This window comes from Kitasatospora sp. GP30 (assembly GCF_029892145.1).
Classification (GTDB): Bacteria; Actinomycetota; Actinomycetes; order Streptomycetales; family Streptomycetaceae; genus Kitasatospora; species Kitasatospora acidiphila.
This window is the reverse complement of record NZ_JARZAH010000042.1, coordinates 1-26,048: the sequence shown is the minus strand read 5'-3', so window position 1 is coordinate 26,048 and position 26,048 is coordinate 1. Positions and strand designations below refer to the sequence as shown.

The following is a 26,048-nucleotide window of genomic DNA, read 5'->3' as shown; positions in this document are numbered from 1 at the left end:
CGACCGTTGAGCTAGGCGATGATGCGCAGCGCCCCCGGCAGGACCCGGATCGTGGCCGGCAGTGTGGTGATCTCGTCCCCGTCGGCGCAGACCGGCACCGGGCGGTCGGTCTCCACCGTGACCTCGCGGGCGGTGCGCACCGAGATCTCCGGGCGGCGGGTGTGGGTGCCGCGCTGGACGGCCCGCATGAAGGCGATGATCTTCCAGCGCGGGCCGTCGCCGGCCACCATCAGCCGGATCTGCCCGTCGTCCAGCACGGCCTGCGGCACGATCCGCAGGCCGTGCCCGTACGCACCGGAGTTGGCCAGCACCACGGTGTGCCCGCGCACCGACTGCCGTTCGCCGTCCACGGTCAGGGTGTAGCCGACCGAACGCCAGCCGAGCAGCGCGCGCAGCGGGGCCAGCCGGTAGACCAGCAGGGCGGGCAGGCCGCGGCCCGCGTTGATCAGCTGGGTGGCCACGGAGTCGATGCCGATGTAGACGTTGCCCGGCGCGATCACCCCGTTGACCTCCAGCACGTCGAGCTGCCGGGTCGCACCGGCCAGCAGCAGCCCGGCCAGTGACGGTGCGTCGGACGGCAGTTGGAGCGCTCGGGCCAGGTCGTTGCCGCGCCCGGCCGGGACCAGGGCGAGCGTGCCGCCGCCCCGGACCACACCCTCGGTGACGTCCCGCACCAGGCCGTCGCCGCCGACCGCGACCACCACCTCACCGCGTTCGGCGGCTCGGGTGGCGCATTCGATGGCGTGCTCCCGGCCGCGGGTCGGTTCGGCCCGCACGGTGGCGCCGGACGCGCGCAGCAGTGCGGCGACCGGCTCCCAGTGGGCGGCGGCCTGGCCGCCGCCCGAGATCGGGTTCACTATCGCGGTGAACGCGGGCACGTCAGCGGCCACTTCAGTGGTCACCCTCGGACGAGCCGCTTTCGAACAGCACACCGGGGTTGAGGATCCCGGCCGGGTCCAGCACCCGCTTGACGGCCCGCAGCGCCTCGATCGCCAGCGGTCCGACCTCCTCGGCGTAGGCGGCCCGGTGGTCGGTGCCGACCCCGTGGTGATGGGTGATCGCCGCGCCGGTGGCCCGGATCGCCCGGTTGGCCGCAGCCTTGGCCTGCTGCCACTGGGCCACCGGGTCCTCGGTCTGGGCGCAGGCCACCGAGAAGTAGAGCGAGGCGCCGGTCTCGTAGACGTGCGAGATGTGGCAGAGCACCAGCGGCGGCGTGCCCTGGGCGGTGAGCGCGTCGGTGAGTGCCGTGGTGACGGCGGCACGCAGCTCGGACAGCTTGGACCAGAAGGTCACGGTCTCCAGGGTCTCGATCAGCACCCCGGCGTCCAGCAGCGGATCGCGCAGGTAGGGGGCCTTGAACCGGCCGTGCCGCCAGGACTCGCCGGGCTCCTCGCCCAGCGGCTGCCCGCCGGCCGCCGCCAGCACCTCGCTCGCCGCGGCCCGGCGGGCGGCCACCTCGGCGGCGCTGCCCTCGTAGCCGGTGACGGCCAGGCAGCCGCCGGGGCCGCCGGCGAACATCGCGGCCGGGTCGGCCAGGTTGATCGAGGTCTCGGCCTCGTCGGAGAGCCGCAGCACGGTGGGCAGCGGGCCGTCCTGGGCGAGTCGGCGAAGCGCCGCCGCGCCGGCCTCGAAGGAGTCGAACTGCCAGCCCTCGAAGACCCGTTCGGCAGGGAGCGGCCGGACCCGCACGGTGACCGAGGTGATCACGCCCAGGGTGCCCTCGGAACCCAGCACCAGCTGGCGCAGGTCCGGCCCCGCCGCCGACCTGGGTGCGGTGCCCATGCTGACGGTGCCGCGCGGGGTGGCCAGCTCCAGTGCCACCACCATCTCGTCGAACCGCCCGTAGCCGGCCGAGGATTGGCCGGCCGAGCGGGCCGCCGCGTAGCCGCCGATGCTGGCGCCCTCGTAGGACTGCGGGAAGTGACCCAGCGTCAGGTCCTGCTCGCGGAGCAGGCGTTCGGCCTCGCTGCCGCGCAGGCCGGCCTGCAGGGTGGCGGTCCGGGAGACGGTGTCGACGGCGAGCACCGCGTCCAGTCGCCGCAGGTCCAGGGCCAGCACGCCCGCGAAGCCGGCCCGGTCCGGGGCCAGGCCGCCGACCACCGAGGTGCCGCCGGAGTACGGCACGACCGCCACGCCCAGCCGCTCGCAGCAGGCCAGCAGTGCCACCACCTCCTCATGGCTGCCCGGGTAGGCGACGGCGTCGGGCGCGTCGGTCAGGTCGCCGGCCCGCAGTCGCAGCAGGTCGGGGGTGGACCAGCCGCGGGTGTGCCCGATCCGGGTGGCGGCATCGGTGCGCAACTGCTCGGCGCCCACCACCCCGGCGATCGGGGCGAGGTCGAAACCCGGCTCCGGCAGGGTGAGTTCGGCGAGGTCGACCGGCGGCTCGGCGGGTGCCTTGACGCCGAAGGCGGCGAGCGTCTCGGTGGCGGCGGCCGGCAGCGTGGTGCGGCGCGCGGGGTCGCCCCAGCGGTACGGATGGAAGTCCGTGACGGGGAGGTCCGACTCGTTCATGGAGGTCATTGAGGTCCTCAGGAAATTCAGGGCTGCCATTGCTCAGGAGCGCGCTGATACACTTGTACATGTGATGTCGCAGCGAATCAACAGTGGTGCCCAGCCGAAGGCGGCCAACGCCATCCCCGAGGAGCGGATCCTCGACGCGGCGTACCAGCTGCTGCTGACCATCGGCATGCAGCGGATGACCATGGCCGACATCGCCCGCCAGGCCGGGGTCTCCCGGGCCACCCTCTACCGCCGCTGGGGCGGGGTGCGCGAGGTGATCGGCGCGCTCACCACCCGGGAGTGGTCGGCGCTCACCCTCGCCGCCATGCCCGCCGACGGCCCGCCGCCCGGCCGGGCGCCGGGCCGGGCGCAGCTGGTGGACGGCGTGGTGCGGCTGGTCCGGCTGATCCGGGTGCACCCGCTGCTGCGCCGAATCGTCGAGCTGGACCCGGACTTCCTGACGCCCTACCTGCTCACTCGGCGCGGCAGCAACACCAACCACCAGCTGGAGATGCTGGAGACGGCGCTGCGCCTGGCCATCGCGGAGGGCTCGGTGCGGGCCGGCGATCCCGCGCTACTGGCCCGCGCGGTGCTGCTGACGGCCTGGTCGTTCACCCTCACCGGGCCGGTGCTCACGGGTGAACCGGACGGCTCGGGGCCCGAGTCGGACCGGCTGGACGAAGAGTTGCGCCTGCTGCTTGACCGGTACCTGGATGGAGCCGCCTGATGAACGCCACGTCCCTGAATGCGTCCGTGGATGCCGCGTCGCTGAACGGCGATCGCCGGGCCCGTGAGCTGGCCGAACTCCGCTCACCGGAAGTCGACTCGGTCGACGTCCTGGTCATCGGCGGCGGGGTGACCGGCGCCGGCGTCGCGCTGGACGCGGCCTCCCGCGGCCTGCGCACCGTGCTCGTGGAGAAGCACGACCTGGGCTTCGGCACCAGCCGGTGGAGCTCCAAACTGGTCCACGGCGGGCTGCGCTACCTGGCCTCCGGCGCGGTCGGGATCGCCCGGGAGAGCGCGGTGGAGCGCGACATCCTGCTCCGCCGCACCGCCCCGCACCTGGTCCAGCCGCTGCCGCAGGTGGTCCCACTGCTGCCCGGCACCTCCTTCGCCGGGGCCGCCCTGGTCCGCGCCGGCTTCCTGGCCGGGGACGTGCTGCGGGTCAGCGCCGGCACCCCGTCCGCCCTGCTGCCCCGCTCCCGCCGGCTGCGCCCCGCCGAAGTGCTCCGCTACGCGCCCACCGTCGAGGCCGCCGGGCTGCGCGGCGGCCTGGTCTTCTGGGACGGCCAACTGGTCGACGACGCACGGCTGGTGGTCGCCCTGGCCCGCACCGCCGCCAAACACGGCGCCCGGGTGCTGACCAGGTGCGCGGCCCTGGAGGCCGACGGCTCCGGCGCCCGGCTGCGGGACGAACTGACCGGCGAGAGCTTCCGGTTGGCGGCCCGCACGGTGATCAACGCCACCGGGGTGTGGGCCGGCGAACTGGCCCCCGGCCTGACCCTGCGGCCCAGCCGGGGCACCCACCTGGTGCTGCCGCAGTCCGCGTTCGGCGGGCTGACCGCCGGGCTCACCGTACCGGTGCCCGGCGAGACCAACCGCTTCGTCTTCGCGCTGCCCGCCCCGGACGGTCGGGTCTACGTCGGCCTCACCGACGAGGCGGCGCCCGGCCCGGTACCCGATGTGCCCGAACCCGCCGACAGCGAGATCGAGTTCCTGCTCAGCACCATCAACACCGCGCTGCGCCGCCCGCTCACCCGCGCCGACCTGCTCGGCAGCTTCGCCGGCCTGCGCCCGCTGCTGGACGACGGCACCGGCCGCACAGCCGACGTGTCCCGCAAGCACGCGGTGCTCACCGCTGACGACGGCCTGGTCACGGTGGTCGGCGGCAAGCTCACCACCTACCGCCGGATGGCCGAGGACGCCCTGGATGCCGCCCTGGCCCGCGCCGGCATCCAGGCCCGCCCCTGCCGCACCCGGGCCCTTCCCCTAGTAGGCGCCGGCTCCCCGGCGACGCTGGCCGCCGTGCCGGCCCCCCTGCGACTGGTCCGCCGCTACGGCACCGAGGCCCCCGCCGTACTCGCCGAGGCCGACGGCGACCCCGCCGCCCTCACCCCGATCGCCCCCGGCACCGAAACCACCCTCGCCGAACTCCGCTTCGCCGCCCGCCACGAGGGCGCCCTCGACGTGGATGACCTACTGGACCGGCGCACCCGGATCGGCCTGAGCCCAACGGACCGCCAACAGGCTTTGGCGGCAGCGGAGTCGGTGGTAGGGGGTTAGTCATAGGTCCGACGGGCCGTCAACAAGGCCAGACGCCGGGTGAGTCGATGCTCGCGAGTCAGTACTGAGCTCGACTGACCCTCAACAGGCCGAAGCCGACGCCGAGTTGGTGCTCAAGCGCTAGCCTGTGCCTTGCGTTGGCGCTTGGAGAGGGCCGCCTTCGACATGTCCTCGGCGGTGGAGCGCAGATTCTTCCAGGCGTAGCCGCGCTCGCTCAGCCAGGCCTCGGCGGACGCCTCGGCGCGAGCGGTGGCCGGCACGATGTCCTCGTCGGCGCTGCCCGACTCCAGGAAACGGAAGGCGAAGTCGGCGCGGGCCGCGATGTCATAGCTGAGGTGGCCCTCGCGGGTGAAGCTCGCGAACAGCACGTCGTGGCTGGCGGCCTCAGCGCGCAGCGCGGCCCGCTGGTCGTCGGTGAGCGAGTCGAAGGCACCGCGCACGATGATCCGGAAGTCACGTTCGGTCATGCGCGCGACCCTAAGGCGGCGAACCGGGACGAAGCCACCGGTTTTCTCGGGGCGGTGGGCATCGGAACCCCAGCTCGCTCACCCCGCTATGCGCGGCACCCCATGGCGGCGTACCGGGACGAGGCCACCGGTTTCTCGGCATCGGAACCCCGGCTCACCCCGCTATGCGCGCGATCCTGAGCCGGCGTACCGGGACGAAGCCACCGGTTTTCTCGGGGCGGTGGGCATCGGAACCCCGGCTCGCTCACTCCGTTGTGCGCGGCACCCCATGGCGGCGTACCGGGACGAAGCCACTCGTTTTCCTCAGATCGGTCGGCATCGAACCCCAGCTCGCTAGCTCACTCCGTTTCCGCCGGGACGCGTCCGGTGGCGATCGCCGTGGTCAGGGCGGCGTGGTCGGCCAGGGTTTGTTCGGCGTAGCGGAGTGCGAAGTCGGCGATCGCGGTGTCGAAGATGTCGGCCGTGCCCAGGTAGCCGGCGATGGCGATGCGGTCGCCGGAGCGGGCGTGGGCCTGGGCCAGGGTGCGGCCGCAGAGGGCGGCGTAGTCGGTCAGGTCGCGCGCGTTCAGGAGCTCGATCTGGGCGGAGCCCTTCATGTCCCGCAGTTGGCGGCCGTAGTAGTGGCGGCCGGCCGGGCCGGTGGTCCAGCCCAGGAAGATGTCGCTGGCCGACTGCATCAGTCGCTGGCCGACCACCACCCGCTGGCCCTGGTGCTCGGGGGCGGGCCCGGGCAGGTACCGCTGCAGCACCGAGGACTGGGCCTCCTTGATCTGCAGGAAGAGCGGCTCGCCCCGGCCGCGCCCCTGCAGCAGGACGATGTAGCAGCGGGTGCCCACACTGCCCACCCCGACCACCTTGCGGGCCGCGTCGACGAGTTGGAAGCAATCGAGCAGTCGGCGCAGCTCATCCGGCAGGGTGGCCCGGTAGCTGCTGAAGACCTGGCCGACCGCCCGGTACTCGGGGTCGGAGAGCCGCTCCAGCAGCGGTGGGTCGCTGATGATCCGGTACCGCCCGTCGTGTTCCTCGGTGAGCTTGTCGAGTGCCTGGAGGCTGGTGCGCCGCCGGGCCCGGGTGAGCGCCAGATCGGCCCGCTGGCGTTGGCGGCGGGTGAGCAGCGGGAGCACCTCCTCGGTGCCCATCCGCTGGTACCAGACGGCCAGTTCGCCCAGCTCGGCCAGCCGCCGCATGGTCTCCCGGTAGGCGGTCGCGGCGGTTCGGGCGGCGGCGTGCGCCTTGCGGTCGCGCTCCCCGTTGTCCCGGGCGGCCACCGCGATGCTGGCGGCCAGCCGCTTGACGTCCCACTCGAACGGACCGGGCGCGGTCTCGTCGAAGTCGTTGACGTCGAACAGCAGGTCCCGCTCGGGGGAGGCGTAGATGCCGAAGTTCAGCAGATGGGCGTCGCCGCACAGCTGCACCTCCAGGCCGGTGCCGGGCACGGCCGCCAGGTCGGCGGCCATCCCGGCGGCGGCGCCGCGCAGGAAGGCGAACGGGGACTGCGCCATCCGGCCGTAGCGGACCGGCAGCAGTTCGGGCACCCGGTCCGCGCCCTGCTCGATCAACACCGCCACCGGGTCGGGCCGGTCGCCGGCGGGGATCCACCGGCCGTGCGAGGCCCGGCTCACGGTCTTGCGCACCGCCCGTCCGCGTTTCGCGCGCCGCGCCGCGTCGACCACTTCGCCGCCTCCTTTTGCCACCCCGCCCGAACTCGCCACCCCGCCCGAACCCATCGTCGGCGCTGCGGGGCGGCCGTGCATCCGGGCCGGGGTCAGGGCCCCCGGCCGCCGTGCATCCGGGCCGGGGTCAGGGCCCCCGGCCGCCGTGCATCCGGGCCGGGGTCAGGGCCCCCGGCCGCCGCGCATCCGGGCCGGGCTCAGCGCCCCCGGCGGCCGGACAGCTGGTCGAGGTCGCGGCGTTCCCGCTTGGTCGGCCGGCCGGCCCCGCGCTCGCGCACCGCGACCGGCGCGTTGACGTGGAACGGGTCGGAGGCCGGGCGCGGCGGGCTGTTGTCGATGTAGCAGTCGACCGCCACCGAGGCGCCCACCCGCTTGCTCAGCAGCTTGGTGACCTCCACCACCCGGTCCCAGTCCTCCTGCCGCACCCGGACCTCGTCGCCCACCTTCAACGGCTGGGCCGGCTTGGCCCGTTCGCCGTTCACCCGGACGTGCCCGGCCCGGCAGAGCCCGGCCGCGACCGAGCGGGTCTTGGCCAGCCGCACCGACCAGACCCAGGCGTCCACCCGGACCGAACCCTCCTCAGCGCTCATGGGTTGAGCCTAACCTGTGGCGGCACCCGGACGGCCTGGCGCAACGAGCGGCCGAACGCCCGGGCCAGCGGTCGCACCCGGTAGTGGCCCGGCGCCGGACTGGTCAGCAGATGGGCGTCGACCAGCCGCTCCAGCACCGGATCGGGACGGCAGCGGACCAGGGCCTCCGAACCGCGCTCGGCCAGCGTCCGGAAGGCCCGGGCGGCGGCCGGGTCGAGCCGCCGGAAACTGGCGGCGTACCCGGCCCACAGGTCCAGCCGGCCGATCCGCAGCTCCTCCAGCACCTGGTCGGCCAGCCGCTCGGCGAGCTGCGCCAACTGCCAGCGCGGGCGGGCCGCCAGCCGCGCCGCGCAGATCCGCAGGGCCAGCGGCACCCCGTCGCAGCGCTCCACCAGCGCGCTGGCGGCCAGCGGTTCGCGGGTCACCCGTTCCGGACCGATCAGCCGGGCCAGCAGCTGCCGGCTGTCCTGGGGGCCCAGCGGCTCCAGCTGGACCACCTGGGCGCCGGGCAGGTCGGCCATCCGGTCCCGGGCGGTGACCAGGGCGGCGCTGCCCGGCCCGGTGGGCAGCAGCGGGCCCACCTGGGCGCCGCACTGCGCGTCGTCCAGCACCACCAGCACCCGGCGGTCGGCCAGCACCGAACGGTAGAGCGCGGTGCGGGCCGCCGTCCCGGCCGGGATCGCGGACGCCGGCAGGCCCAGCGAGCTCAGCAGGGCGCGCAGCACCGCGGAGATGCCGGTGGCGCCGCCGAGTTCGGCGTACAGCGTGCCGTCCGGGAAGCAGCTCCCGACCAGGTACCCGGCCCGCAGCGCCAGGGCGCTCTTGCCGACCCCCGGCCCGCCGGTGAGCACGGCGACCTGCGGCGCGCCGTGCGGTTGCGGGGCGGCCAACTGCTCGGTCAGCCGGCGCAGCTCGACCGCCCGCCCGGTGAAGTCGGGCAGCTGCGGCGGCAGTTGGTTGAGCATCACCGGGGTGTCCTGCCCGGACAGGATCCGGTGGTGCGCCTCCTGCAGCTCCGGTCCTGGCTCCACCCCGAGCTCGTCGGCCAGGACGGCCCGGGCCCGCCGGTAGGCGGTCAGCGCCTCCCAAGGGCGGCCGTCCAGCTCCAGGGCGGTCATCAGCTGGGCCCAGAACCGCTCGCGCTCGGGGTGCGCGGTGGTGAGCTCGCGCAGCTCGGCCAGCGCGGCGGTGTGCCGGCCGAGCCGCAGTTCGGCGGCCAGCCGCAGTTCCAGGGCGTCCAGGCGCACTTCGGCCAGCCGCTCGGCCTCCTCGCGGTGCAGTGCGTCGGAGGGCACGTCGGCGAGGGCCGGGCCGCGCCACAGCGCCAGGGCGTCCCGCAGCAGCGCGGCGGCGTCCGGCACGGCGTCGGCGCGCAGCGCCGCCAGTCCGCGGTCGCGCAGTTCGGCGAACCGGTGCAGGTCGACCTCGGCGGGCGCGGCGCGCAGCAGGTAGCCGCCGTCCCGGGTCTCGATCCGCTCGCCGGCCTCGCCGAGCACCTGGCGCAGCCGCATCACGTAGTTGCGCAGCGTGCTGGACGCGCTGCGCGGCGGTCGGCCGTCCCAGACGATCTCCGCGAGCCGCTCGGCGGTCACCGGCTGGCCGGCCCGGACCAGTAGCGCGGCCAGCAGGATGCGCTGCTTGGGCGCAGGAACGGTGCGGTCCCCTGCCGCGTCTTTGATCAGCAGTGGTCCGAGAATCCCGAACTCCACCGAAGTGGCCCCCCTCGTTTCGCTGGTGAGGCCATGTGTAGCGCGACGTCGGATTGTTCGGCGAGCCTGTGTGGAATCGGTCAATCAATTCCGTACAACAGAACGTCAGCTCGACCCTTGACGGGCCGAGCTGACGTCTGTGTGACCTGTTGGAGTGCCGCGTCAGCCGCAGTGGCTCCAGGGGCTGGTCCAGGAGGTGGTGCCGTAGCTGCCGCCCCACATCACGCAGGCGGTGGGCGCGTTCTCGACGACCGGGCCGGCGTAGTAGGTGAAGCTGCCGGGGTTGCTACCGGAGCTGCCGCCCTGGACGGCGAGGGTGGCGTTCATCGAGACCGCACCGGACGGGTTGTCGGCCAGCGTGGTCACGCAGTTGTTGCCGGTCGCGGAGTTGTAGAGCAGGTAGACGGTGGCGTTGCCGAGGGCGTGGCTGTCGCTCACGGTGTAGCCGCTGCCGCAGACCTGGCCGGCGGTGTACGGGTTGCCGGTGGCCGGGGAGGGCGTCGGCGCGCCGGTGCCGCAGTGGTCCCACGGGCTGGTCCACGAGGTGCCGGCGTAGCTGCCGCCCCACTGCACGCAGGAGTTGGCGGCGGCGGCCGAGACCGGGCCGGCGTAGTCGGTGTAGGTGCCGGTGTCACTGACGGGGCTGCCGCCCTGGACCGTGAGGTTGGCGTTCAGCGCGACCGGACCGGACGGGTTCTTCACCAGGGTGGTGACGCAGTTGCTGCCGGTCGAGCCGTTGTAGAGCAGGAAGACCGTGGCGGAGCCGAGGTCGTGCGAGTCGATGATGCCGTAGCCGCTGCCGCAGACCTGCGGCGCGGTGTACGGGTTGGTGCCGAACGAGCCGCTTCCGGTCACCGGAGTGGTGTAGCCGACGATCTTGTAGCCGTCCTTGGTGTCGACGGTGGTCGGCACGCTGCCGACCGAGGTCTGGCCTGCCGGCAAGGTGATCTTGACGACGCTGGAGCTGACCGCGAAGCCGGCCATCGAGCCGGTGCCGGTGGTGCCGCCCCAGTCGCCGTTGACGGTGTCGACCGAGCCGTCCGCGTTCACGGCGGTCACGATGCCCACGTGGTGGATCTCGCTGTCCTGCGTGGAGCCGTACTCCACGGCGTCACCGACCTGCGGCGTGTAGCCGGTGCCGGTGTGCAGGGTGCCGTTGTTCTGGCCGTAGGTGTAGAAGCTGGCCGCGCCGGCGTCCAGGCCACCGATGTAGTAGCCGGCGTTCTGCCAGACCCACATGGCGAAGTCGGCGCACCAGTACTCGGGGGTGCCGTTGTTGCCGTCGCAGCTGTGCTCGAACTCCGAGCCGCCGAGGCTGTTGTAGGTGGGGTTGTTGGCGCAGGTGCCGGCGGTCTTGGTGACGTTGGCGGTGGCCAGGGAGGCCACGCCGGCGCCGGTGGCCGCCGAGGCGGCGGTCGCCGGGGCCAGCGAGACGAAGCCGAGCATCAGCAGAACCGCCGCGGCGCCGGATATCCGGCGCAGAAGGCGAGTGACGTTCACCGTGGTCCTTGGGGGAGCGGGGACGTGGACGGCCCGCACGCATGGCGCGGGCCCCGGCCGAGATGAGGAGCCGGGGCCCGGAGGCTTGCGTGCGGGTGCGCCCACTGTCGTCGGTGGACGTATCGCCGCCGTATCGCGCCCGTCACGGCCCGCCGGTCGCGGGCCGTGACGGCGCTATGCTCTGACAGTCACTCAGCCGTTGACGTCGGGGTACCGGCAGGCGGCGTGCGACGCGGTGATCTGCTCCGCCGCGCTCAGCTTGATCTGCTGCGGGGGGCTCGGAACCTGCTGCGCGGGGTCGGTGCCGGAGGGGGCCGGCACCAGCCGGACGTCGGTCACATCGGTCGGCCCGTCGCCGCCCAGGCAGGCGACGGCGATTACCGCGATGGCGGTGCCGGGATTGCCGGGCTGCTCGGCCGTGCCGGACAGCGGGCCCAGGCGCCACGGGTAGCTGAACGTGTTGGTGTCGCTGTTGATCACGTCCAGGTGGTGCCAGGTCGGTGCGGTGGGCGCCGCGCCGCCGGTCGGGGTGGGCTGACCGGTGGTGACGGTGGCCGGACTCGACCCGGCGCTCGGGGAGGCGCTGGGAGGGATGCTCGGGGTGACGTAGCGCGCGGCGAAGCCGACGATTCCCAGATTAGTGCCGGTGGCCCACAGCCGCACGGTGTCCGAGGTGTCGGCGGTGCGCAGCATGTTGAGCGAGATCGCGTCGGGCATCGGGCGGTCCGCCGGGCACTGCGAGGGTGCCATGGCGTCCGGCGGGTTGCCGTGGATGATCGCCGAGGAGATCACGCCGCCGCCGTAGAGCTCGAACCAGCGCATGTCCGCCGAGGCACCGTGGCTGTCGTAGATGACGTCGCCCAGGCAGTAGCCGGTGAAGTGCAGCTGGCAGCCGGCCGGGACGGTGCGGATGGTGGGGGAGTTGCGGCTGGCGCCGGTGCGGACGTGTGCGCCGTCGCCGTAGGTGGTGCCGACGAAGTCGAAGGAGCCGGTGTCCTTGGCGGCGGGCGGCGGCATCGGGCCGCAGGCGCTCGGGGTGCTCTCCTGGGCCTTCGCGTCCTGCATGATCGGCGGCCGGGTCACCAGCAGGGTGGCTATCAGGGCGATCACGGCGACGGCGGCGATGGTGACCGGGCGCCGCCACATCGGGCGGGTGGGGGTGCCGGGGTGGCCGCTGGACTCCGGGGAGTCCCCATCGCGGAGCTCGGCGGCGCCGGGTGCGGGGGTCTCGGCTGACGGGGTTTCGGTTGACGGGGCGTCGGGTGAGAGGGCGTCGGGTCCGGCGGTCTCGGGGGCGGCGGGGTCGGCCGAAGAGGCGTCCCGCGCGGGGGCGTCGGGTGGGGGTGCGTCGGCTGAGGGTGTGTCGGATCCAGTGGGTGCCGGTTCCCCGGCTTCGGCCTCGGGTTCGTCCGCGTCCTCGTGCTTCGCGCCCGCCCGCTGCTCCTCCAATGTGCGGTTGAGCTCCCGCCAGCGCTGCTCCCAGGCGGCGACGTCACCGCCGCAGGCCCCGACATACGCCAGGGTCACCTCCAGGCTGGGCTGCCGCACTCCGCCGGCGGCATCACTCAGAGTAGTGGCGCCGAATCCCGCTGTGGTGGCGAGGGCTCGGTAGGTGGGGTTGCCGGCAACTTCGCGCACGAGCCGCAAATCGTGGGCGAAGGCCTGCAGGGGCCCCTCAGTCGGGTCGATGGGACGTGGTTTGCGGGCCAACGAGTCTCCTGGGCTCTGCCCGAACCGCCGCTGCTAGACGGCCCGGGGCTGTCGTGCGAACGCGCGTTCCTGGTGTTGGTACCTGAAGGCTGGTCGATCTGGCGGTGTGATCGTACTCGCTGCTCAGCGAGCTGAGCGAGGCGCTGCCGTCCAGCGAATTGTTACTGCCGCGTTGCCCGGCGACGGCGTTTCAGCTAACGGATGGTCACTTCCGGCCAACGCCGGTAACCGGAACATTTCATTCGTGCTCACCTCTTGTTGACCTGACCATGACTCATTAGCCTCATCGCCAGCTGGTCGACCCGAACCGGGATTCGACAGCTCCCTCGCTCGCCGCCCATGAGCCACCCCACGGCCCATGAGCGGACTCGTCATGCGCAGTGCCCCCGGTTCCCCCACCACAGGAGGCAGTTCGTTGTTCAGCTCCCCCGCCAGCGCCCGGATCCGTCGCCTCGCCGTCGCCCTCACCGGTACCGCGGCGCTCGCCACCGCGACGCTGGCCGCAGCCGCCGCGCCCGCCAACGCGGCCCCCGCGACCGTCTACACCAAGGGCGGCACCTCCTGGATCCGCTCGTGCGCCACCCTCGCGGCCGGTGACACCATGGCGTGCAACGCGCTGAAGGTCACCAGCGCCGCCCAGCACGTCAACGCGCTCGGCGTCACCCCCAACGCCACTCCGTCCGGCTTCGGCCCGAGCGACCTGATCAGCGCCTACAACCTGCCGGCCAACGGCGGTGCCGGGCAGACCATCGCCATCGTGGACGCCTACAACGACCCCAACGCGGAGTCCGATCTGGCCGTCTACCGCTCGCAGTTCGGCCTGCCGGCCTGCACCACCGCCAACGGCTGCTTCAAGAAGGTCAGTCAGACCGGCAGCACCAGCAAGCTGCCCGCCAGCAACTCCGGTTGGGCCGGCGAGATATCGCTCGACCTCGACATGGTCTCGGCGATCGCGCCCAACGCCCACATCATCCTGGTCGAGGCCAACACCGCCAGCATGACCAACCTGGGTGCCAGCGTGAACGAGGCCGTCAAGCTGGGCGCCAAGTTCGTCTCCAACAGCTACGGCGGCGGCGAGTCGTCCGTCGACACCTCGTACGACACCACCTACTTCAACCACCCGGGTGTGGCGATCACCGTCTCGGCCGGCGACTCGGCGTACGGCGCGCAGTACCCGGCCTCCTCGCCCTACGTCACCGCGGTCGGCGGCACTGCGCTCAAGCGGGACTCCAGCGCCCGTGGTTGGAGCGAGTCGGTGTGGTCCACCAGCTCCACCGAGGGCACCGGCTCCGGCTGCTCGGCCTACGAGACCAAGCCGACCTGGCAGACCGACAGCGGCTGCGCCAAGCGCACCGTCGCCGACGTGTCGGCCGTCGCCGACCCGGCCACGGGTGTCGCCGTCTACCAGACCTACGGCGCCTCCGGCTGGTCCGTCTACGGCGGCACCAGCGCCTCGTCCCCGATCATCGCGGGCGTCTACGCCGACGCCGGCGCGCCGACCGTCGCCGTCCCGGCCGCCGACGCCTACGCCCACCCGGGCGCGCTGAACGACGTGACCAGCGGCAGCAACGGCACCTGCTCGCCGTCCTACCTGTGCACCGCCGGCCCCGGCTACGACGGCCCGACCGGCCTGGGCACCCCGAACGGCCTGGCGGCCTTCACCGGCTGACCTGCCGCCACTCTCCGAGCGGCCGGGGCCGGCACACTCATGGGGTGTGCCGGCCCCGGCCGTCAATTCACCCCGCCCTGCCGCACACGATGTCTTCGCAAGGGTGTATGAATATCCTCCTCAAGCTCAACCTACGAGGGGGGTTACCTCATCATGCGCAAGCGCATGCTCATGCGTGCTGCCTCGATGCTGGTCGGCGCGGGCCTTGCGGCCGCTGTCGCGCCGGCGGCAGTGGCAGCGCCGGCGGCCCAGCACGTGAAGGCGCCGGTCACCGCGGAGCCGTTCCACCAGCAGGCGTCGCGGACGGCCAAGACGGCCACTCCGAACGTGGGCAACAACGGTGGTGTCCTGAACCCGGGCCAGACCCTGGCCTCGGGTCAGAAGATCGTCGACAACGACACCACGCTGGAGATGCAGTCGGACGGCAACCTCGTCGTCTACATGAACTTCTCCAACGGCCAGCACTTCAAGTCGCTCTGGTCCACCGGCACCTGGGGCAACTGGGGCGCCTACCTGACCATGCAGGCCGACGGCAACCTGGTGCTCTACAAGGCCGGCGGTGGCCCGACCACCGGTGGCGCCCTGTGGAGCTCCGGCACCTGGGGCAAGACCAACAGCTACGCCGAGTTCTACTACGGTGACCTGATGGTCGGCAACGACGCCGCGCAGACCGCGTACTGGGGCAGCCACACCGGCTACCTGGTCAACCAGGTCAACGGCACCTACCCCGACGTTCCGGCGGACACCCTCCTGTCCGGCCACGCCCTGACCCCCGGCCACTGGATCGAGTCCGCCAACGCCTGGGTGCTGATGCAGCCGGACGGCAACCTGGTGGTCTACCGCAAGCGGGACGGCCAGGCTCTGTGGAGCTCCGGCACCTGGAACAAGTCCAACGTCGAGACCGTCATGGACTCGACCTACGGTGTGCTCGCCGTCATCGACAAGACGACCGGCAACCCCTACTGGGACAGCAACACCTGGAACAGCCCGGGCGCCACCGCGAAGATCCAGTTCGACCTGAACTTCGTGGTCTACAACACGTCCAACAGCGCGATCTGGGGCTCCGGGACCTACGGCCAGTACTGATCGACCGTAGGGCCCGACAGGGTTCCCAGCAGGGCCTGACGTGCCCGGTGCGACGGCTTCGGCCGCCGCGCCGGGCACGTTCTCGTTACGCCTTCCGCGCGAGTGAGCAGCGTCTCCTGGCCGCCGTATGACCGGTCTGACTCGTCGTCAGACCCGGCCCATAGGGTCTGGCCCCATGGACGACGTCTACATCCGCGGTATGAACGCCCCGAGGGGCACGGCCGACTTCGAGCTGTACGCCTGGATCCAGGACCTGCACGAGGCCATGGACCTGCTCAACGGCACCTTCAGCTACGCCGGTTGGTCGCACACCTACCAGGCGCCCTCGCTGAAGCGCCTGGAGAGGACGCTGCACTGGTTCCTGGACCGCCGACTCGGCGGCGACATGGACACCCTGCTGCTGCGGTCGGTCGCCGGTTATCTGGGCGAGACCCTGCTCAACCAGGCCGGTGGGCGCTGGGGTTGGGACGAGACCCTGGACGGTGGCATCGGGCTGCCGGTCGTCTGCCCGGACCCGGCGCTGGAGTTGGCGCCGGTCGTCCCCCTGGAGATCGTCGAGCGCGCCGTGGCCGAGAAGACGGGCACGGTCTTCGCCGAGGAGGCCCGCCGGCTGCGCGGCGCGGTGCGAGCCCGCAAACGGCGCAAGGGCAACGGGACTTGGGAGCCCGAGCGGCTGCCCACCCCGTGGATAGCGCGGGCGGAGCTGGAGTCGTTCACCATGGCCAAGCGGCTGCTGAACTGGGGCTGGTACCACCGGAATCTGCACCGCTGGAGCTGGGTCCAAGAGGCGGGCGGCGGCGAGGAGCGCTGGAACTACCGGCCGGAGTCGCTGGATGCCCTGGAGGAGCTGCTGCTTGAGCGCTTCGCGTCGGTCGATGAGTACAACGAGGTTGCGAAGGAGGACTTCTGGATGCACGCCGCCTGGTACGCGGGCGAGTGCGTGGTCATGTGGAAGAAGGCCCGCTGGCAGTATCTGGAGCCCAACCCGGACGCCCTCCCCGGTACTCCCTACGCGGCCGACAACTACTGGACCGGCACCGTCTTCATCCGCCAGCGCTTCCGCTTCGACGGCCACGTCGAGCATCCCACCAACATGCTCCGCGCCGTCTTCGCTGGCCACCGGCTGAGAGAGGTGGCGGAGCGCTTCCCCGACCCCGTCCGGGGCGACTACGGGTACTGACCCCGCCCAGCTGCGCGCCGTCATTTGAACGCGTTCAATTGTGCGCTAGCGTTGGCGGTCACGGTAGGCGCCCAGGACGGGCGTCTACCTCGGTGTGCCCGCGGGCGGTCAGTGTCGGGCGGGCTCGGGACGTGGGGGTGCCAGGGCATGAGCGAGGACGGGTTCGCCGACTGGGTGGCGGAGTTCGAGGGGGAGCGGGCACGGCGGGCGCGACTGGAGGAGCCGCGGTGGGAGTGGGGCGCGAACCTGCCGGCGACGGTCTGCCGGAGCCTGCAGAAGTTCCAGATCGGCGAGAACGGCGACGGGCGGAACCTGATCGGCAAGGCCGACCTGGCAGGTGACGCGCACTACGCGGCGGCGGTGCGGCTGTTCATCGACGAGGAGCTGGGCCACGCGCGGCTGCTGGCCCGGCTGCTGGAGACCGCCGGGGTGGCGACGCTGACCGGGCACTGGAGCGACCGGATCTTCATGCGGGTCCGGCGGCTGCTCGGGCTGCGGCTGGAGCTGATGGTGCTGATGACCGCCGAACTGGTCGCCGTGGAGTACTACCGCGACCTGCGCGACGGCGTCGCCGACCCGCTCACCCGCGAGGTCGCCGCCCGGATCCTGCGGGACGAGCAGCGGCACATCCCGTTCCACACCCGCAGGTTGCACGACTCCATCGCCGAGCTGCCCACCGCCCTGCGCCCGTTGGCGCTGGCCGGTTGGCGGTTGCTGCTGCTGGCGGCAGCGTTGTTCGTGGCAGTGGACCACGGCCCGGCGCTGCACAGCCTGCGGGCGTCCCGCACCGGGTTCGTCCTCGGAGTGCTGCGGAGTTCGGTGCCGGTCGCCGCCGGCCTGCTCGGCGCGGTCGGCACCCCGGGCGCGGCGGCCGCCCACCGCGCACCGGCCTGAGCCCGACCCTTGAGCCCGGCCCCTGAGCCCGGCCCCTGAGCCCGGCCCCGACTTGAGTCTCCACCAAGGGGAGGCGCCAAGCTGGCGGCATGAACGGCGATGCGCTCTACTCGATCGGCGAGCTGGCCCGGCGGACCGGACTGACGGTCAAGACCGTGCGCTTCTACTCCGACCGCGGGATCGTCTCGCCCACCGACCGCAGCCCGTCCGGCTACCGCCGCTATGACACCGACGCCCTGGCCCGGCTGGAACTCGTGCGCACCCTGCGCGAGTTGGGCCTGGACCTCGCCACCGTCCGCAAGGTGGTGGAGCGGGAGCTCGCCCTCCCCGAGGTGGCCGCGGCACACGTCGCGGCCCTGGAGGTGCAGATCCGCACCCTGCGGCTGCGCCAGGCGGTCCTGTCGGCGGTGGCCGAACGCGGCGCCGGCACCCAGGAGATGGAACTCATGCACCGACTGGCCACACTCACCGAGCAGCAGCGCCGACGTCTGATCGACGACTTCCTCACCGCGGTCTTCGGCGGCGTCGACGCCGAGGGAGCCTTCCAGGGGATCGCCTGCTCACTGACCCCCGTCCTGCCGGCCGAACCGGAGGCCGCGCAGCTGCAAGCCTGGGTGGAGCTCGCCGAGCTCTCCCAGGAGCGGGAGTTCCGCACCGTGCTCCGCCGGCTGGCCGAGGAGCACGCGGTGGAGCGGTCCCCGAACAGCGTCCCACGCCCCGACCTGGTCACCGAGCTGTGCGAGCTGGTGCGTCCGGCGCTCGCCGCCGGCACCGCGCCGGACGCACCCGAGGCGGCACCGATCGCCGCGGCACTGGTGGCCCGCTACGTGCGAGCCCGCGGCCGTGCCGACGACCCCGCCCCGCGCGGGCGGCTGGCCGAGCGGCTGGCCCAGGCCGCCGACCCCCGGCTGGCGCGCTACCGTCGGCTGCTCGCGGTGGTCAACGGCTGGCCGGCGCCGGAGCCGCCGGACCCGGCGCTGAGCTGGGCGGCCCGGGCGCTGGCGGTTCAGTAGCGGGCAGCTCAACAGCCGGCGGCTCACCAGCGCGCGGCTCACCAGCGCGCGGCTCGACAGCGCGCGGCTCGAAAAGCCGGAGAGGGAGCCGCCGGCGCCGTGCCATGCTGACGGGATGACTGAGTCGATCATGGAATCGCCCGCGGCCGAGGCCCCGCAGTTCTATCTGGACCGGGTGCTGGGCCGGAAGCCCGGGATGGTCGCCGTGGCCGCGCGGACCTACGAGGAGGTCCGGGAGGGCGACCGGTTCCGCCGCACGACGCCGGACGGGCGGGAGGTGGAGCTGGTGCTGCTCGAGATCCACAAGTACCGCGGGGTGCGGCTGCCGCAGCTGGAGGCAGGGCACGGCTGCGGGTTGGTGCTGAGCGGGCCGGACGCCGACCAGTTGCCCTTCACCCACGGCGAGGTGGTGACCGGCGAGCGCCCGGCCTGACGGCTACTGGGCGCGCGGCTGGTTGAACCGCAGCATGTTGCCGGACGGGTCGCGGAACGCGAAGTCGCGCACCCCGTACGGCTGGTCCATCGGCTCCTGGAGCACTTCGGCGCCGCTGGCGCGGATCTTCTCGAAGAGGGCGTCGCAGTCGTCGGTGCGGAAGATGACCCCGCGCAGCTGGCCCTTGGCCATCAGCTCGGCCGCCGCCTGCCGGTCGGCTTCGGTGGCGTGCGGGTCGGCGACCGGCGGTTCGAGGACGATCTCCACGTCCGGCTGGTCGGGGGAGGCGACGGTCACCCAGCGCATCCCCTCGAACCCGATGTCGCTGCGCACCTCCAGGCCGAGCACATCGCGGTAGAAGGCGAGCGCCTTCTCGTGGTCGTCGACGGCGATGAAGCACTGTGCAAGCTTGAGATCCATGATCAGCACCCTAGGGACTGGCGGGGCCTTTCGCCCGCGTTCCGGCCATACCCGCGCTAGCCGTTCCGGACCGGCCTGGTGTGGATCTTGGCGATGCACGCCGGGATGCCCGCGCTGTGCTCGTGGTCGCGGGCCCGGTAGGCGCTCGGGCTCTCGCCGACCAGCTCGGTGAACCGCGAACTGAACGACCCGAGCGACGTACAGCCGACCGCCATGCACACCTCCGTCACCGTCATGTCACCGCGCCGCAGCAGCGTCTTGGCCCGCTCGATCCGGCGGGTCATGAGATGGCTGTACGGAGTCTCGCCGTAGGCGGCGCGGAAGCTGCGCGAGAAGTGGCCCGGTGACATCAGGGCGTCCCGCGCAAGTGCCGGGACGTCCAAGGGCTCCGCGTAGTCGCGGTCCATCCGGTCCCGGGCCTGGCGCAGGCGGACGAGGTCGGCGATGGGTATGCGGGGCACGGGGCGGCGGTCCTTTTGGTGGTGGGCCGGCCTGCCGGTGGGTCGGCCTGCTGGTGGGTCGGCCCCTCCAGAGTCGCGCCCACCGGGCGTGCGGGTCAACCGAGCGGGGCCACCAGAGCGGAGAGCACGCCCGGCGGCTCACGCGGACGCGAACTCCACGTACTCGACGACCGCGCCGCCCGGGTGCCGCAGGGTCGCGTTGCGGCCGGTGGGCACCTTGTTGGGGCCGTCGAGCACGGTGCCGCTGTCCAGGATCTCGTCGAGTGAGCCGACCAGCACGGTGGCGTGCGTGTCCCGGTAGGGGGCGAGCGCCTCGGGCGGGCCGGCGATCAGCAGGAAGCCGCCGACGCGGGCCAGCTCCAGGCCGCGGTAGCCGAACCTCAACTGCGGCGGCTCACCGGCGAGGGCGGTGAAGGTGGGCAGGGCGGCGTCCAGGTCGTCCACATAGATGCGGGCGAGGGTGGCGATTGCGGGCACGGCGAGGCCTCCGGAGGTGCTGGGTCGCTGCTGGGGAGATCATTTCGACTTTCCCGAAATATCGAAACGATCGGCATACTACTGCCATGGCAGACGCTCTGGAACTGGCCGCCGTGCTGCACGCGCTCGGCGACCCGGTGCGCCTCGAACTGGTGCGCCGGATGGCGGCCGAGGGTGAGAGCGCCTGCAGCCCTGACGGCCTCGCGGTGCCGCGGTCGACACTCACCAACCACTGGCGCATCCTGCGCGAGGCCGGTCTCACCAGCACCCGGCAGGAGGGCAAGAACCGCATCATGTCGCTGCGCCGCGCGGAGCTCGACACGCGCTTTCCGGGGCTGCTGGCCTCGGTGCTCGGGGCGCGCTGAGTCGCCGAGCGGTTGGGCGGGGCTGGGGGTGACCGGGGGGTGCTCGGGGCGCTGGGAGCGCTGGGGGTGCCGGCGATGCCGGGGTGCTGGGCAGGCGAACTCCCTTGCGGTGGGCCGGTGATGACGTCGGCCCCCCGCGCGCGGGCAGGGGTAGCGATAGTGAAACGCTATCTTCGGCCAATATGATCAGCCGTCAGTTTTCTGCGATCGGCTGGGGGACGGGATGAGCGGGACGACGGCTGTGCGCGATCTTGAGGGCAAGGTCGCCATCGTGGTGGGCGGCAGCCGGAACCAGGGTGCGGCCTGCGCCGAGGAATTGGCGGCTCGCGGGGCCACCGTGGTGATCAGCTACGCCAACGGCGCCGAGGCGGCCCAGGAGACCGTGGCCGCCTTGCGCAAGCACGGCGTGGAGGCCGAGGCGGTCCGCTCCGACGCGACGGTGTCGGCGGACGTCAACGAGCTGTTCGAGTCGACCGTGCGGCGGCACGGGCGACTGGACATCGTGGTGCACCTGCCCGGCATGGTGCTGAAGAAGCCGCTGGCCGAGGTCACCGACGAGGACTTCGACCGCGTGATCGGCCTCAACACCCGCAGTGCCTTCTACACCCTGCGGGCAGCCGCCCGGCTGCTGGGTGACGGCGGCCGGTACGTGGTCTTCTCCACCACGCTGACCTCCGTGATGACCGGCCCCTACGGCCTCTACTCGGGCAGCAAGGCGGCCGTCGAGCGGATGGTGCTGGCCGCGGCCAAGGAACTGGGCGCGCGCGGCATCACGGTGAACGCGGTCGCGCCCGGCCCGGTGGACACCGACTTCTACCGCAACGCCGAGACGCCGGAGTCGATGGCCGCCGCCGCGCACCACAGCCCGCGCGGTCGGCTGGGGCAGCCCGGCGACATCGCGCCGGTGGTGGGCTGGCTGGTCAGCGAGGAGGCCGGCTGGGTATCCGGCCAGACCGTGCGCGCCAACGGCGCGATGTTCTGACGCCTCCCGCCATGGTCGACTGGTCCACCATCTCCAACCTCGCCACCGCCGGGGGCACCCTGGTGCTCGCCGGGGCCTCCTTCGCCTCGATCCGCTCGGCCGACCGGGCCGCACTCTCGGCCGAGCGGGCGGTGCTCGCCTCGCTGCGCCCGCTGCTGATCGGCTCCCAACTGGAGTCGCCCACGCAGAAGGTGGTCTGGCACGACGCGCACTGGACCCATCTGGACGGCGGCGCGGGCTATGTGATGCTCGTCGACGGCAACGTCTACCTGGCCATCTCACTGCGCAACGTGGGGCCGGGACTCGGCGTGATCCACGGCTGGCGCTGGGTGGGGGAGCACGTCTTCGTACGGGCCGAGCGCCCCGATCCGGCGGACTTCCGACGGCAGGCGCGTGACCTCTATGTGGCGCCCGGGGACACCAGCTTCTGGCACGCGGCGGTCCGGGACGCGGAGGACCCCGACTTCGGCCCGCTGCGGAAGCTGATCGAGAACCGGGAGCGGGTCGACATCGATCTGCTCTACGGCGACTCCGAGGGCGGGCAGCGCACCATCAGCCGGTTCTCGCTGATCCCGGGCGTGCAGACCGAGGCCTGGGTCGGCATGGTGGTCCGGCACTGGAACCTGGACCGGCCGGATCCGCGCTGACTCCCCGCTGCCCGAAGGGCGTTGACTTCGGGCGGCGGGAGCCGCGGGAGCCGCGGGGGTCAGTGGGCGGTCCAGCCGCCGTCCAGGGTGAGCGAGGTGCCGGTCATGAAGGCGGCGGCGTCGGAGCAGAGCCAGAGCGCGGCCTGGGCCACCTCGGCGGGCTCGATCAGGCGCTTGATCGCGCTGCGCTCCAGCAGCACTCGCTCGACCACCTCCTGTTCGGGGATCTGATGAGCAAGCGCTTGGTCGGCTATCTGGCGCTCCACCAGCGGAGTGCGCACATAGCCGGGGTTGACGCAGTTGCTGGTCACCCCGTGCGGGGCGCCCTCCAGCGCGACCACCTTGCTCAGCCCCTCCAGCCCGTGCTTGGCGGCCACATAGGCGACCTTGAACGGGCTGGCCCGCAAGCCGTGCACCGAGGAGATGTTCACCACCCGCCCCCAGCCCCGCCGGTACATGTGCGGCAGGGTGCGGCGCAGGATCCGGAACGGCGCCTCCACCATCACCCGCTGGATCAGCGCGAACCGCTCCGGTGGGAAGTCCTGCACCGGCGCCACGTGCTGCAGGCCGGCGTTGTTGACCACGATGTCGACCTCGCACGGCAGGGTGTCCACCGCCGCCGGGTCGGACAGGTCGACCACCTGGGCGGTGCCGCCGATCTCGGCCGCAACGGCCCTGGCCGTCTCGGCGGCCAGGTCCACCACATGGACCGTGGCGCCCGCCGCCGCGAGCGCATGCGCGCAGGCCCGGCCGATCCCGCCGGCCGCGCCGGTGACCAGCGCGGTGCGGCCGGTCAGGAACCGCCCGGTTGTCCGATAGTTCTCCATGGTCACAACGGTAGGGATCCGCGGCTCGGTCACCCATGTGACGTACCGCCACATCCGCTCGGTGCGCCGTGGTTGCCACCGCCATGAGGCCTGACCGGCCGCTGGGGGGATCTCGGTGGCAGGATCTTGATGACGAGTGGCATGACTGCCACTGGTCGGCACCCCGTCACACCGACGATCATGGAGCCATGAGCAACGAAGAGACCGCCGCCATCGTCCCCGACACCAAGGACTGGACCTGGGTGTTGGAGCGGGCCTGCCCCGACTGCGGCCTGGACACCCCCGCCGTCCACCCCGCCGAGGTCCCCGCGCTGGTGCGCGCCAACGCCGCCGGCTGGACCGCGCTGCTGGCCGGCGACCCGGCCGAGCTGCGCCGCCGCCCCGAGCCGGCCAGCTGGTCGACGCTGGAGTACGGCTGCCACGTCCGCGACGTCTTCCGGCTCTTCGCCTACCGCCTCGACCTGATGCTCACCCAGGACAGCCCGCTCTTCCCCAACTGGGACCAGGACGACACCGCGCTCGCCGAACGCTACCGGGAGCAGGACCCGGCCGTGGTCTCCGGCGAACTGGCCGAGGCGGCCGAGGTGATCGCCGCCGCCTTCGAGCGGGTCACCGGCGAGCAGTGGGAGCGCACCGGCAACCGCTCCGACGGCGCCCGCTTCACAGTGAGCAGCTTCGCCCAGTACTTCATCCACGACCCGGTGCACCACCTGTACGACGTGACCGGGCAGCCGGCCGCCTGACCCGGCGGTCAGCCCAACAGCAACTCGGCGGTCGCCCAGGCCGGTTCACTGAGCAGTGGGCGCCACCGGGTGAAGAGCGTCAGCAGCGCGGCTCCGTGGCGAGCTCGGAAATCCTGGCTATGGCGGGCCAGGTCCAGCTCGTTGGCCGCGGTCAGTTCCGCGAAGTCGCGCTGCTGATGAGGTGTCGGCTGGTACGGACGGCCGGTGAACCGGTCGTGGATGCGCGGCGGTTCACCGGTCAGCTCCCGATAGGTGGGGCCCCGCTCGCAGCCGGCGTAGTCATGGACGAGCTGCTCGGCCGCCGGGCCGATCACGGCGGCCAGCCGGTCGCGCGAGTCCTGGCGGGCGGCCGGCAGTAGGGCGGTGGGGAAGCCGTCGGTGCCGTAGCAGGCGTGGCACAGGCCGGCCAGTTGCAGCTCGGGGCGGGCACCCCAGTCGGCGAGCAGTTCCCGGACCCGGTGCAGATGGGCGAGCAGGGTGCCGCCGGGGTGGTCGAGTTCGGCGGCCCCGAGCGAGCGGAGCAGGGCGTCGGCCTGCTGATGGGGGTCCCCCCGGACGAAGTCTGGGGGAGAGTCGGGCATCAAGGGGTTCCTCCGAGTGGGTGGCGTTCCCGAGACCGGCCCCTGTCCTTGCGGTCGTCGTCCGCGTCCGGATCGCCGCCGCCGTCCCTGGACAGGGTGCCGTCCCGGGCCACTGACGATCGTTCAGCACCCCGAGATCCAAGTCAATCCTCGGGTTTTCTTCCAGATCCCCAAGGAATAGCTTGGCTGCCTTCCCAGGGGATACCTTGGCTGCCCATGACCTTGGACGACCTCCGTGTCTTCGTCGCCGCCTGCGAGGCGGGCAACCTCAGCGCCGTCGCCCGTGACCTGCAGCGCACCCAGTCGGCGATCAGCCAGCACGTGCGCCGACTGGAGGCCGAGCTCGGGCTGACCCTGCTGGAGCGGCAGTCGCGCGGGGTGGTGCCCACCCAGGCCGGGCGGATCCTGCACCGGGCGGCGGCGCAGGGCATCGGGCAGCTGGACCAGGCGCTGCGCCGGCTGCGGGATCTACGCGAAGGGGAGAGCGGCACCGTGCGGATCACCACCGGGGCCACCACGGTGCGGCACTTCATGGCGGACGCGGTGGTGGCGTTCCGGCGCCGACACCCCGATGTGCACCTGGAGTTCCGCACCGAGACCTCCAGCCGCAGCTGCTTCGACGCACTCGCCGCCAACGAGGCCGACCTTGGCTGGATCACCATCAGCACCCCGGTGCGCGGCATCGAGCAGCGCCCGGTGCTCGAACTGCCCTGGGTGCTCGCCGTGCACGTCAACCACCCGCTGGCCCGCCGGGAGGCCATAGACCCCGGCGAGCTGAGCGGGCTGCAGCCGATCCGGCTGCCGGAGAACTCGGCCGGCCGCGCCCATCTGGACGGCCAGCTCGCCCACCCGGCCACCGAGCCCAACGCCACCACCAGCGTGGCCGATTGGGACACCGCCATGCTGCTGGCCGGGCTGGACGCGGGCACCGCCGTGGTGCCCGCGCTGCCCGGCTGGCAGGCCACCGAGCACCCGTCGCTGCGCCTGATCCCGATTCCCGGCCTGCCGCCGCTGGCGGTCGGCTGGGCGGTCCGCCAGTGGGACGCGCTCAGCCGACCGGCCCTGGAGTTCGCCGAGACCGTGGTGGCGCACCAGCGGCCCTAGCGAGCTACTCCTCGCTACTCCTCGATGGCGCCCCCGATGCCGCGCAGATGGGCGCGGAAGGTCAGCTCGCCATCCAGGTCGCGGGCGGCCAGGTAGTCGGCGAACCGGAGTTGGGCCCGCAGCGTGGTGCCGGAGCGGATCCGCTCGGCCTGCCGACGCTCGGTGTCGCGGATCGACTCGGCCACGGTGAGCAGCTCATCCGCCCGGTCGGCGGCGATGACGATCACCCCGTCGTCGTCGCCGAGCACCACGTCGTCCGAGGTGACCCGCCACGGCCCGAGCTCGGCGCCGTGCACGGCATCCGCCGGGCGGGCGTCCAGACGCTGCGGGCCGGTGGCCAGGGCGCCCAAGCTGAACACCGGCAGGCCGATCGCCCGCAGCTCGGCGGTGTCCCGGTGCAGACCCCAGATCACCACCCCGGACAGCCCGGCCGCAACGGCCTCCAGAACCGCCAGGTCGCCCACGCAGGCCTCGTCCAGCCGGCCTGCGTTGTCGACCACCAGGACGTCGCCGGGGGCGACATGGCGCTCGAACACCTCCAGGAAGACGTCCACGCTGCCGACGTGCCGGGCCGGCGCCACCCGCCCGGCGACCTTGCTCCCGGCCTCCAGCGGCCGCATCCCGGCCGGCGCGCAGCGCACCGGCAGCTTGGCGCGGATGCAGGCGTCGGCCACATGCGCGGTGCTGAGCGAGGCGAATCGCTGACGCAACGTCTCCTGGTCCATCACGTGCTCC

Annotated in this window: 27 protein-coding genes; 13 read left to right on the top strand and 14 right to left on the bottom strand. The window is 72.7% G+C overall.

The window, feature by feature from the left end:
* Window positions 1-11: 11 nt before the first annotated feature.
* Window positions 12-902, bottom strand: a complete 891-nt coding sequence (locus tag P3T35_RS34330) for a diacylglycerol kinase family protein (protein ID WP_218976728.1) — start codon at window positions 900-902, stop codon at window positions 12-14.
* Window positions 892-2,511 carry an FAD-binding oxidoreductase gene (locus tag P3T35_RS34325; protein WP_101385429.1) on the bottom strand — a complete coding sequence of 540 codons (1,620 nt, stop codon included), beginning with the start codon at window positions 2,509-2,511 and terminating at the stop codon, window positions 892-894. Before P3T35_RS34325 ends, P3T35_RS34330 begins: the two co-directional genes overlap by 11 nt.
* Window positions 2,512-2,584: 73 nt before the next feature.
* Here P3T35_RS34325 and P3T35_RS34320 point away from each other — a divergent pair, with 73 nt between their 5' ends.
* Both P3T35_RS34320 and P3T35_RS34315 read left to right on the top strand, forming a co-directional pair.
* Window positions 2,585-3,226, top strand: coding sequence for a TetR/AcrR family transcriptional regulator (locus P3T35_RS34320; RefSeq protein ID WP_101383384.1), 642 nt, complete (start codon window positions 2,585-2,587; stop codon window positions 3,224-3,226).
* A complete protein-coding gene (locus tag P3T35_RS34315) occupies window positions 3,226-4,782 on the top strand; it encodes a glycerol-3-phosphate dehydrogenase/oxidase (protein WP_101383385.1) in 1,557 nt (518 codons plus the stop codon). The genes P3T35_RS34320 and P3T35_RS34315 overlap by 1 nt, the downstream gene beginning before the upstream one ends.
* A 113-nt stretch (window positions 4,783-4,895) precedes the next feature.
* On the opposite strand, the gene P3T35_RS34310 is transcribed toward P3T35_RS34315, so the two are convergent.
* The 6 genes from P3T35_RS34310 to P3T35_RS34285 form a co-directional block, all read right to left on the bottom strand.
* On the bottom strand, window positions 4,896-5,249 hold the full coding sequence (locus P3T35_RS34310; protein WP_101383386.1) for a DUF6204 family protein: 354 nt from the start codon (window positions 5,247-5,249) through the stop codon (window positions 4,896-4,898).
* A gap of 338 nt (window positions 5,250-5,587) precedes the next feature.
* On the bottom strand, window positions 5,588-6,922 hold the full coding sequence (locus P3T35_RS34305) for a DUF2252 domain-containing protein (RefSeq protein WP_101383387.1): 1,335 nt from the start codon (window positions 6,920-6,922) through the stop codon (window positions 5,588-5,590).
* A 197-nt stretch (window positions 6,923-7,119) separates the two neighbouring features.
* The gene (locus P3T35_RS34300; RefSeq protein ID WP_101383388.1) at window positions 7,120-7,512 is read right to left on the bottom strand and encodes an RNA-binding S4 domain-containing protein; all 393 of its coding nucleotides are present in this window, start codon (window positions 7,510-7,512) and stop codon (window positions 7,120-7,122) included.
* Entirely contained in the window at window positions 7,509-9,221 is a 1,713-nt protein-coding gene (locus P3T35_RS34295; protein WP_180356707.1) for an AfsR/SARP family transcriptional regulator, read from the bottom strand. Before P3T35_RS34295 ends, P3T35_RS34300 begins: the two co-directional genes overlap by 4 nt.
* Window positions 9,222-9,383: 162 nt before the next feature.
* A complete protein-coding gene (locus P3T35_RS34290; protein ID WP_101383390.1) occupies window positions 9,384-10,721 on the bottom strand; it encodes a CHAP domain-containing protein in 1,338 nt (445 codons plus the stop codon).
* A gap of 192 nt (window positions 10,722-10,913) precedes the next feature.
* Window positions 10,914-12,359 (bottom strand): hypothetical protein, encoded by a 1,446-nt coding sequence (locus tag P3T35_RS34285; protein WP_180356708.1) that lies wholly within the window; start codon window positions 12,357-12,359, stop codon window positions 10,914-10,916.
* A 487-nt stretch (window positions 12,360-12,846) separates the two neighbouring features.
* Between P3T35_RS34285 and P3T35_RS34280 the strand changes: the two genes are divergently transcribed.
* The 6 genes from P3T35_RS34280 (at window position 12,847) to P3T35_RS34255 (ending at window position 18,706) form a co-directional block, all read left to right on the top strand.
* Window positions 12,847-14,100, top strand: a complete 1,254-nt coding sequence (locus tag P3T35_RS34280) for a S53 family peptidase (protein ID WP_280709061.1) — start codon at window positions 12,847-12,849, stop codon at window positions 14,098-14,100.
* Between the two features lie 165 nt (window positions 14,101-14,265).
* A complete protein-coding gene (locus P3T35_RS34275) occupies window positions 14,266-15,186 on the top strand; it encodes a hypothetical protein (RefSeq protein ID WP_180356709.1) in 921 nt (306 codons plus the stop codon).
* A 175-nt stretch (window positions 15,187-15,361) separates the two neighbouring features.
* Complete coding sequence (locus P3T35_RS34270; RefSeq protein ID WP_101383394.1) at window positions 15,362-16,366, top strand: hypothetical protein; 1,005 nt, start codon at window positions 15,362-15,364, stop codon at window positions 16,364-16,366.
* Window positions 16,367-16,513: 147 nt separating this feature from the next.
* Entirely contained in the window at window positions 16,514-17,260 is a 747-nt protein-coding gene (locus tag P3T35_RS34265) for a ferritin-like domain-containing protein (protein ID WP_101383395.1), read from the top strand.
* Between the two features lie 89 nt (window positions 17,261-17,349).
* The gene (locus P3T35_RS34260) at window positions 17,350-18,273 is read left to right on the top strand and encodes a MerR family transcriptional regulator (protein ID WP_101383396.1); all 924 of its coding nucleotides are present in this window, start codon (window positions 17,350-17,352) and stop codon (window positions 18,271-18,273) included.
* Between the two features lie 115 nt (window positions 18,274-18,388).
* Window positions 18,389-18,706, top strand: a complete 318-nt coding sequence (locus tag P3T35_RS34255; RefSeq protein WP_101383397.1) for a hypothetical protein — start codon at window positions 18,389-18,391, stop codon at window positions 18,704-18,706.
* A gap of 3 nt (window positions 18,707-18,709) precedes the next feature.
* Here the strand turns inward: P3T35_RS34255 and P3T35_RS34250 are convergent, their stop codons facing one another.
* The 3 genes from P3T35_RS34250 to P3T35_RS34240 all read right to left on the bottom strand — a co-directional run bounded on the left by P3T35_RS34250 (window position 18,710) and on the right by P3T35_RS34240 (window position 20,064).
* Window positions 18,710-19,126 carry a VOC family protein gene (locus P3T35_RS34250; RefSeq protein WP_101385431.1) on the bottom strand — a complete coding sequence of 139 codons (417 nt, stop codon included), beginning with the start codon at window positions 19,124-19,126 and terminating at the stop codon, window positions 18,710-18,712.
* Window positions 19,127-19,182: 56 nt separating this feature from the next.
* The gene (locus tag P3T35_RS34245; RefSeq protein WP_101385432.1) at window positions 19,183-19,578 is read right to left on the bottom strand and encodes a helix-turn-helix transcriptional regulator; all 396 of its coding nucleotides are present in this window, start codon (window positions 19,576-19,578) and stop codon (window positions 19,183-19,185) included.
* A 147-nt stretch (window positions 19,579-19,725) separates the two neighbouring features.
* Window positions 19,726-20,064, bottom strand: a complete 339-nt coding sequence (locus tag P3T35_RS34240; protein WP_101383398.1) for a hypothetical protein — start codon at window positions 20,062-20,064, stop codon at window positions 19,726-19,728.
* Between the two features lie 86 nt (window positions 20,065-20,150).
* Between P3T35_RS34240 and P3T35_RS34235 the strand changes: the two genes are divergently transcribed.
* From P3T35_RS34235 to P3T35_RS34225, 3 genes are all read left to right on the top strand, one after another.
* Window positions 20,151-20,429: a helix-turn-helix domain-containing protein gene (locus tag P3T35_RS34235; protein ID WP_101383399.1), complete on the top strand. Its 279-nt coding sequence runs from the start codon at window positions 20,151-20,153 to the stop codon at window positions 20,427-20,429.
* Between the two features lie 241 nt (window positions 20,430-20,670).
* Window positions 20,671-21,411 carry an SDR family oxidoreductase gene (locus P3T35_RS34230; protein WP_180356710.1) on the top strand — a complete coding sequence of 247 codons (741 nt, stop codon included), beginning with the start codon at window positions 20,671-20,673 and terminating at the stop codon, window positions 21,409-21,411.
* Window positions 21,412-21,422: 11 nt separating this feature from the next.
* Entirely contained in the window at window positions 21,423-22,058 is a 636-nt protein-coding gene (locus tag P3T35_RS34225) for a hypothetical protein (protein WP_101383401.1), read from the top strand.
* A 59-nt stretch (window positions 22,059-22,117) separates the two neighbouring features.
* On the opposite strand, the gene P3T35_RS34220 is transcribed toward P3T35_RS34225, so the two are convergent.
* Entirely contained in the window at window positions 22,118-22,885 is a 768-nt protein-coding gene (locus tag P3T35_RS34220) for a 3-hydroxybutyrate dehydrogenase (RefSeq protein ID WP_101385433.1), read from the bottom strand.
* A 188-nt stretch (window positions 22,886-23,073) separates the two neighbouring features.
* Here P3T35_RS34220 and P3T35_RS34215 point away from each other — a divergent pair, with 188 nt between their 5' ends.
* Complete coding sequence (locus P3T35_RS34215; protein ID WP_101383402.1) at window positions 23,074-23,628, top strand: DinB family protein; 555 nt, start codon at window positions 23,074-23,076, stop codon at window positions 23,626-23,628.
* Window positions 23,629-23,636: 8 nt separating this feature from the next.
* On the opposite strand, the gene P3T35_RS34210 is transcribed toward P3T35_RS34215, so the two are convergent.
* Entirely contained in the window at window positions 23,637-24,209 is a 573-nt protein-coding gene (locus P3T35_RS34210) for a DUF6817 domain-containing protein (RefSeq protein WP_101383403.1), read from the bottom strand.
* 216 nt (window positions 24,210-24,425) lie between these two features.
* Between P3T35_RS34210 and P3T35_RS34205 the strand changes: the two genes are divergently transcribed.
* Window positions 24,426-25,313 carry a LysR family transcriptional regulator gene (locus P3T35_RS34205; RefSeq protein ID WP_101383404.1) on the top strand — a complete coding sequence of 296 codons (888 nt, stop codon included), beginning with the start codon at window positions 24,426-24,428 and terminating at the stop codon, window positions 25,311-25,313.
* 14 nt (window positions 25,314-25,327) lie between these two features.
* Here the strand turns inward: P3T35_RS34205 and P3T35_RS34200 are convergent.
* On the bottom strand, window positions 25,328-26,048 hold a 721-nt coding region (locus tag P3T35_RS34200; RefSeq protein WP_348533449.1), incomplete at its 5' end, for an RraA family protein.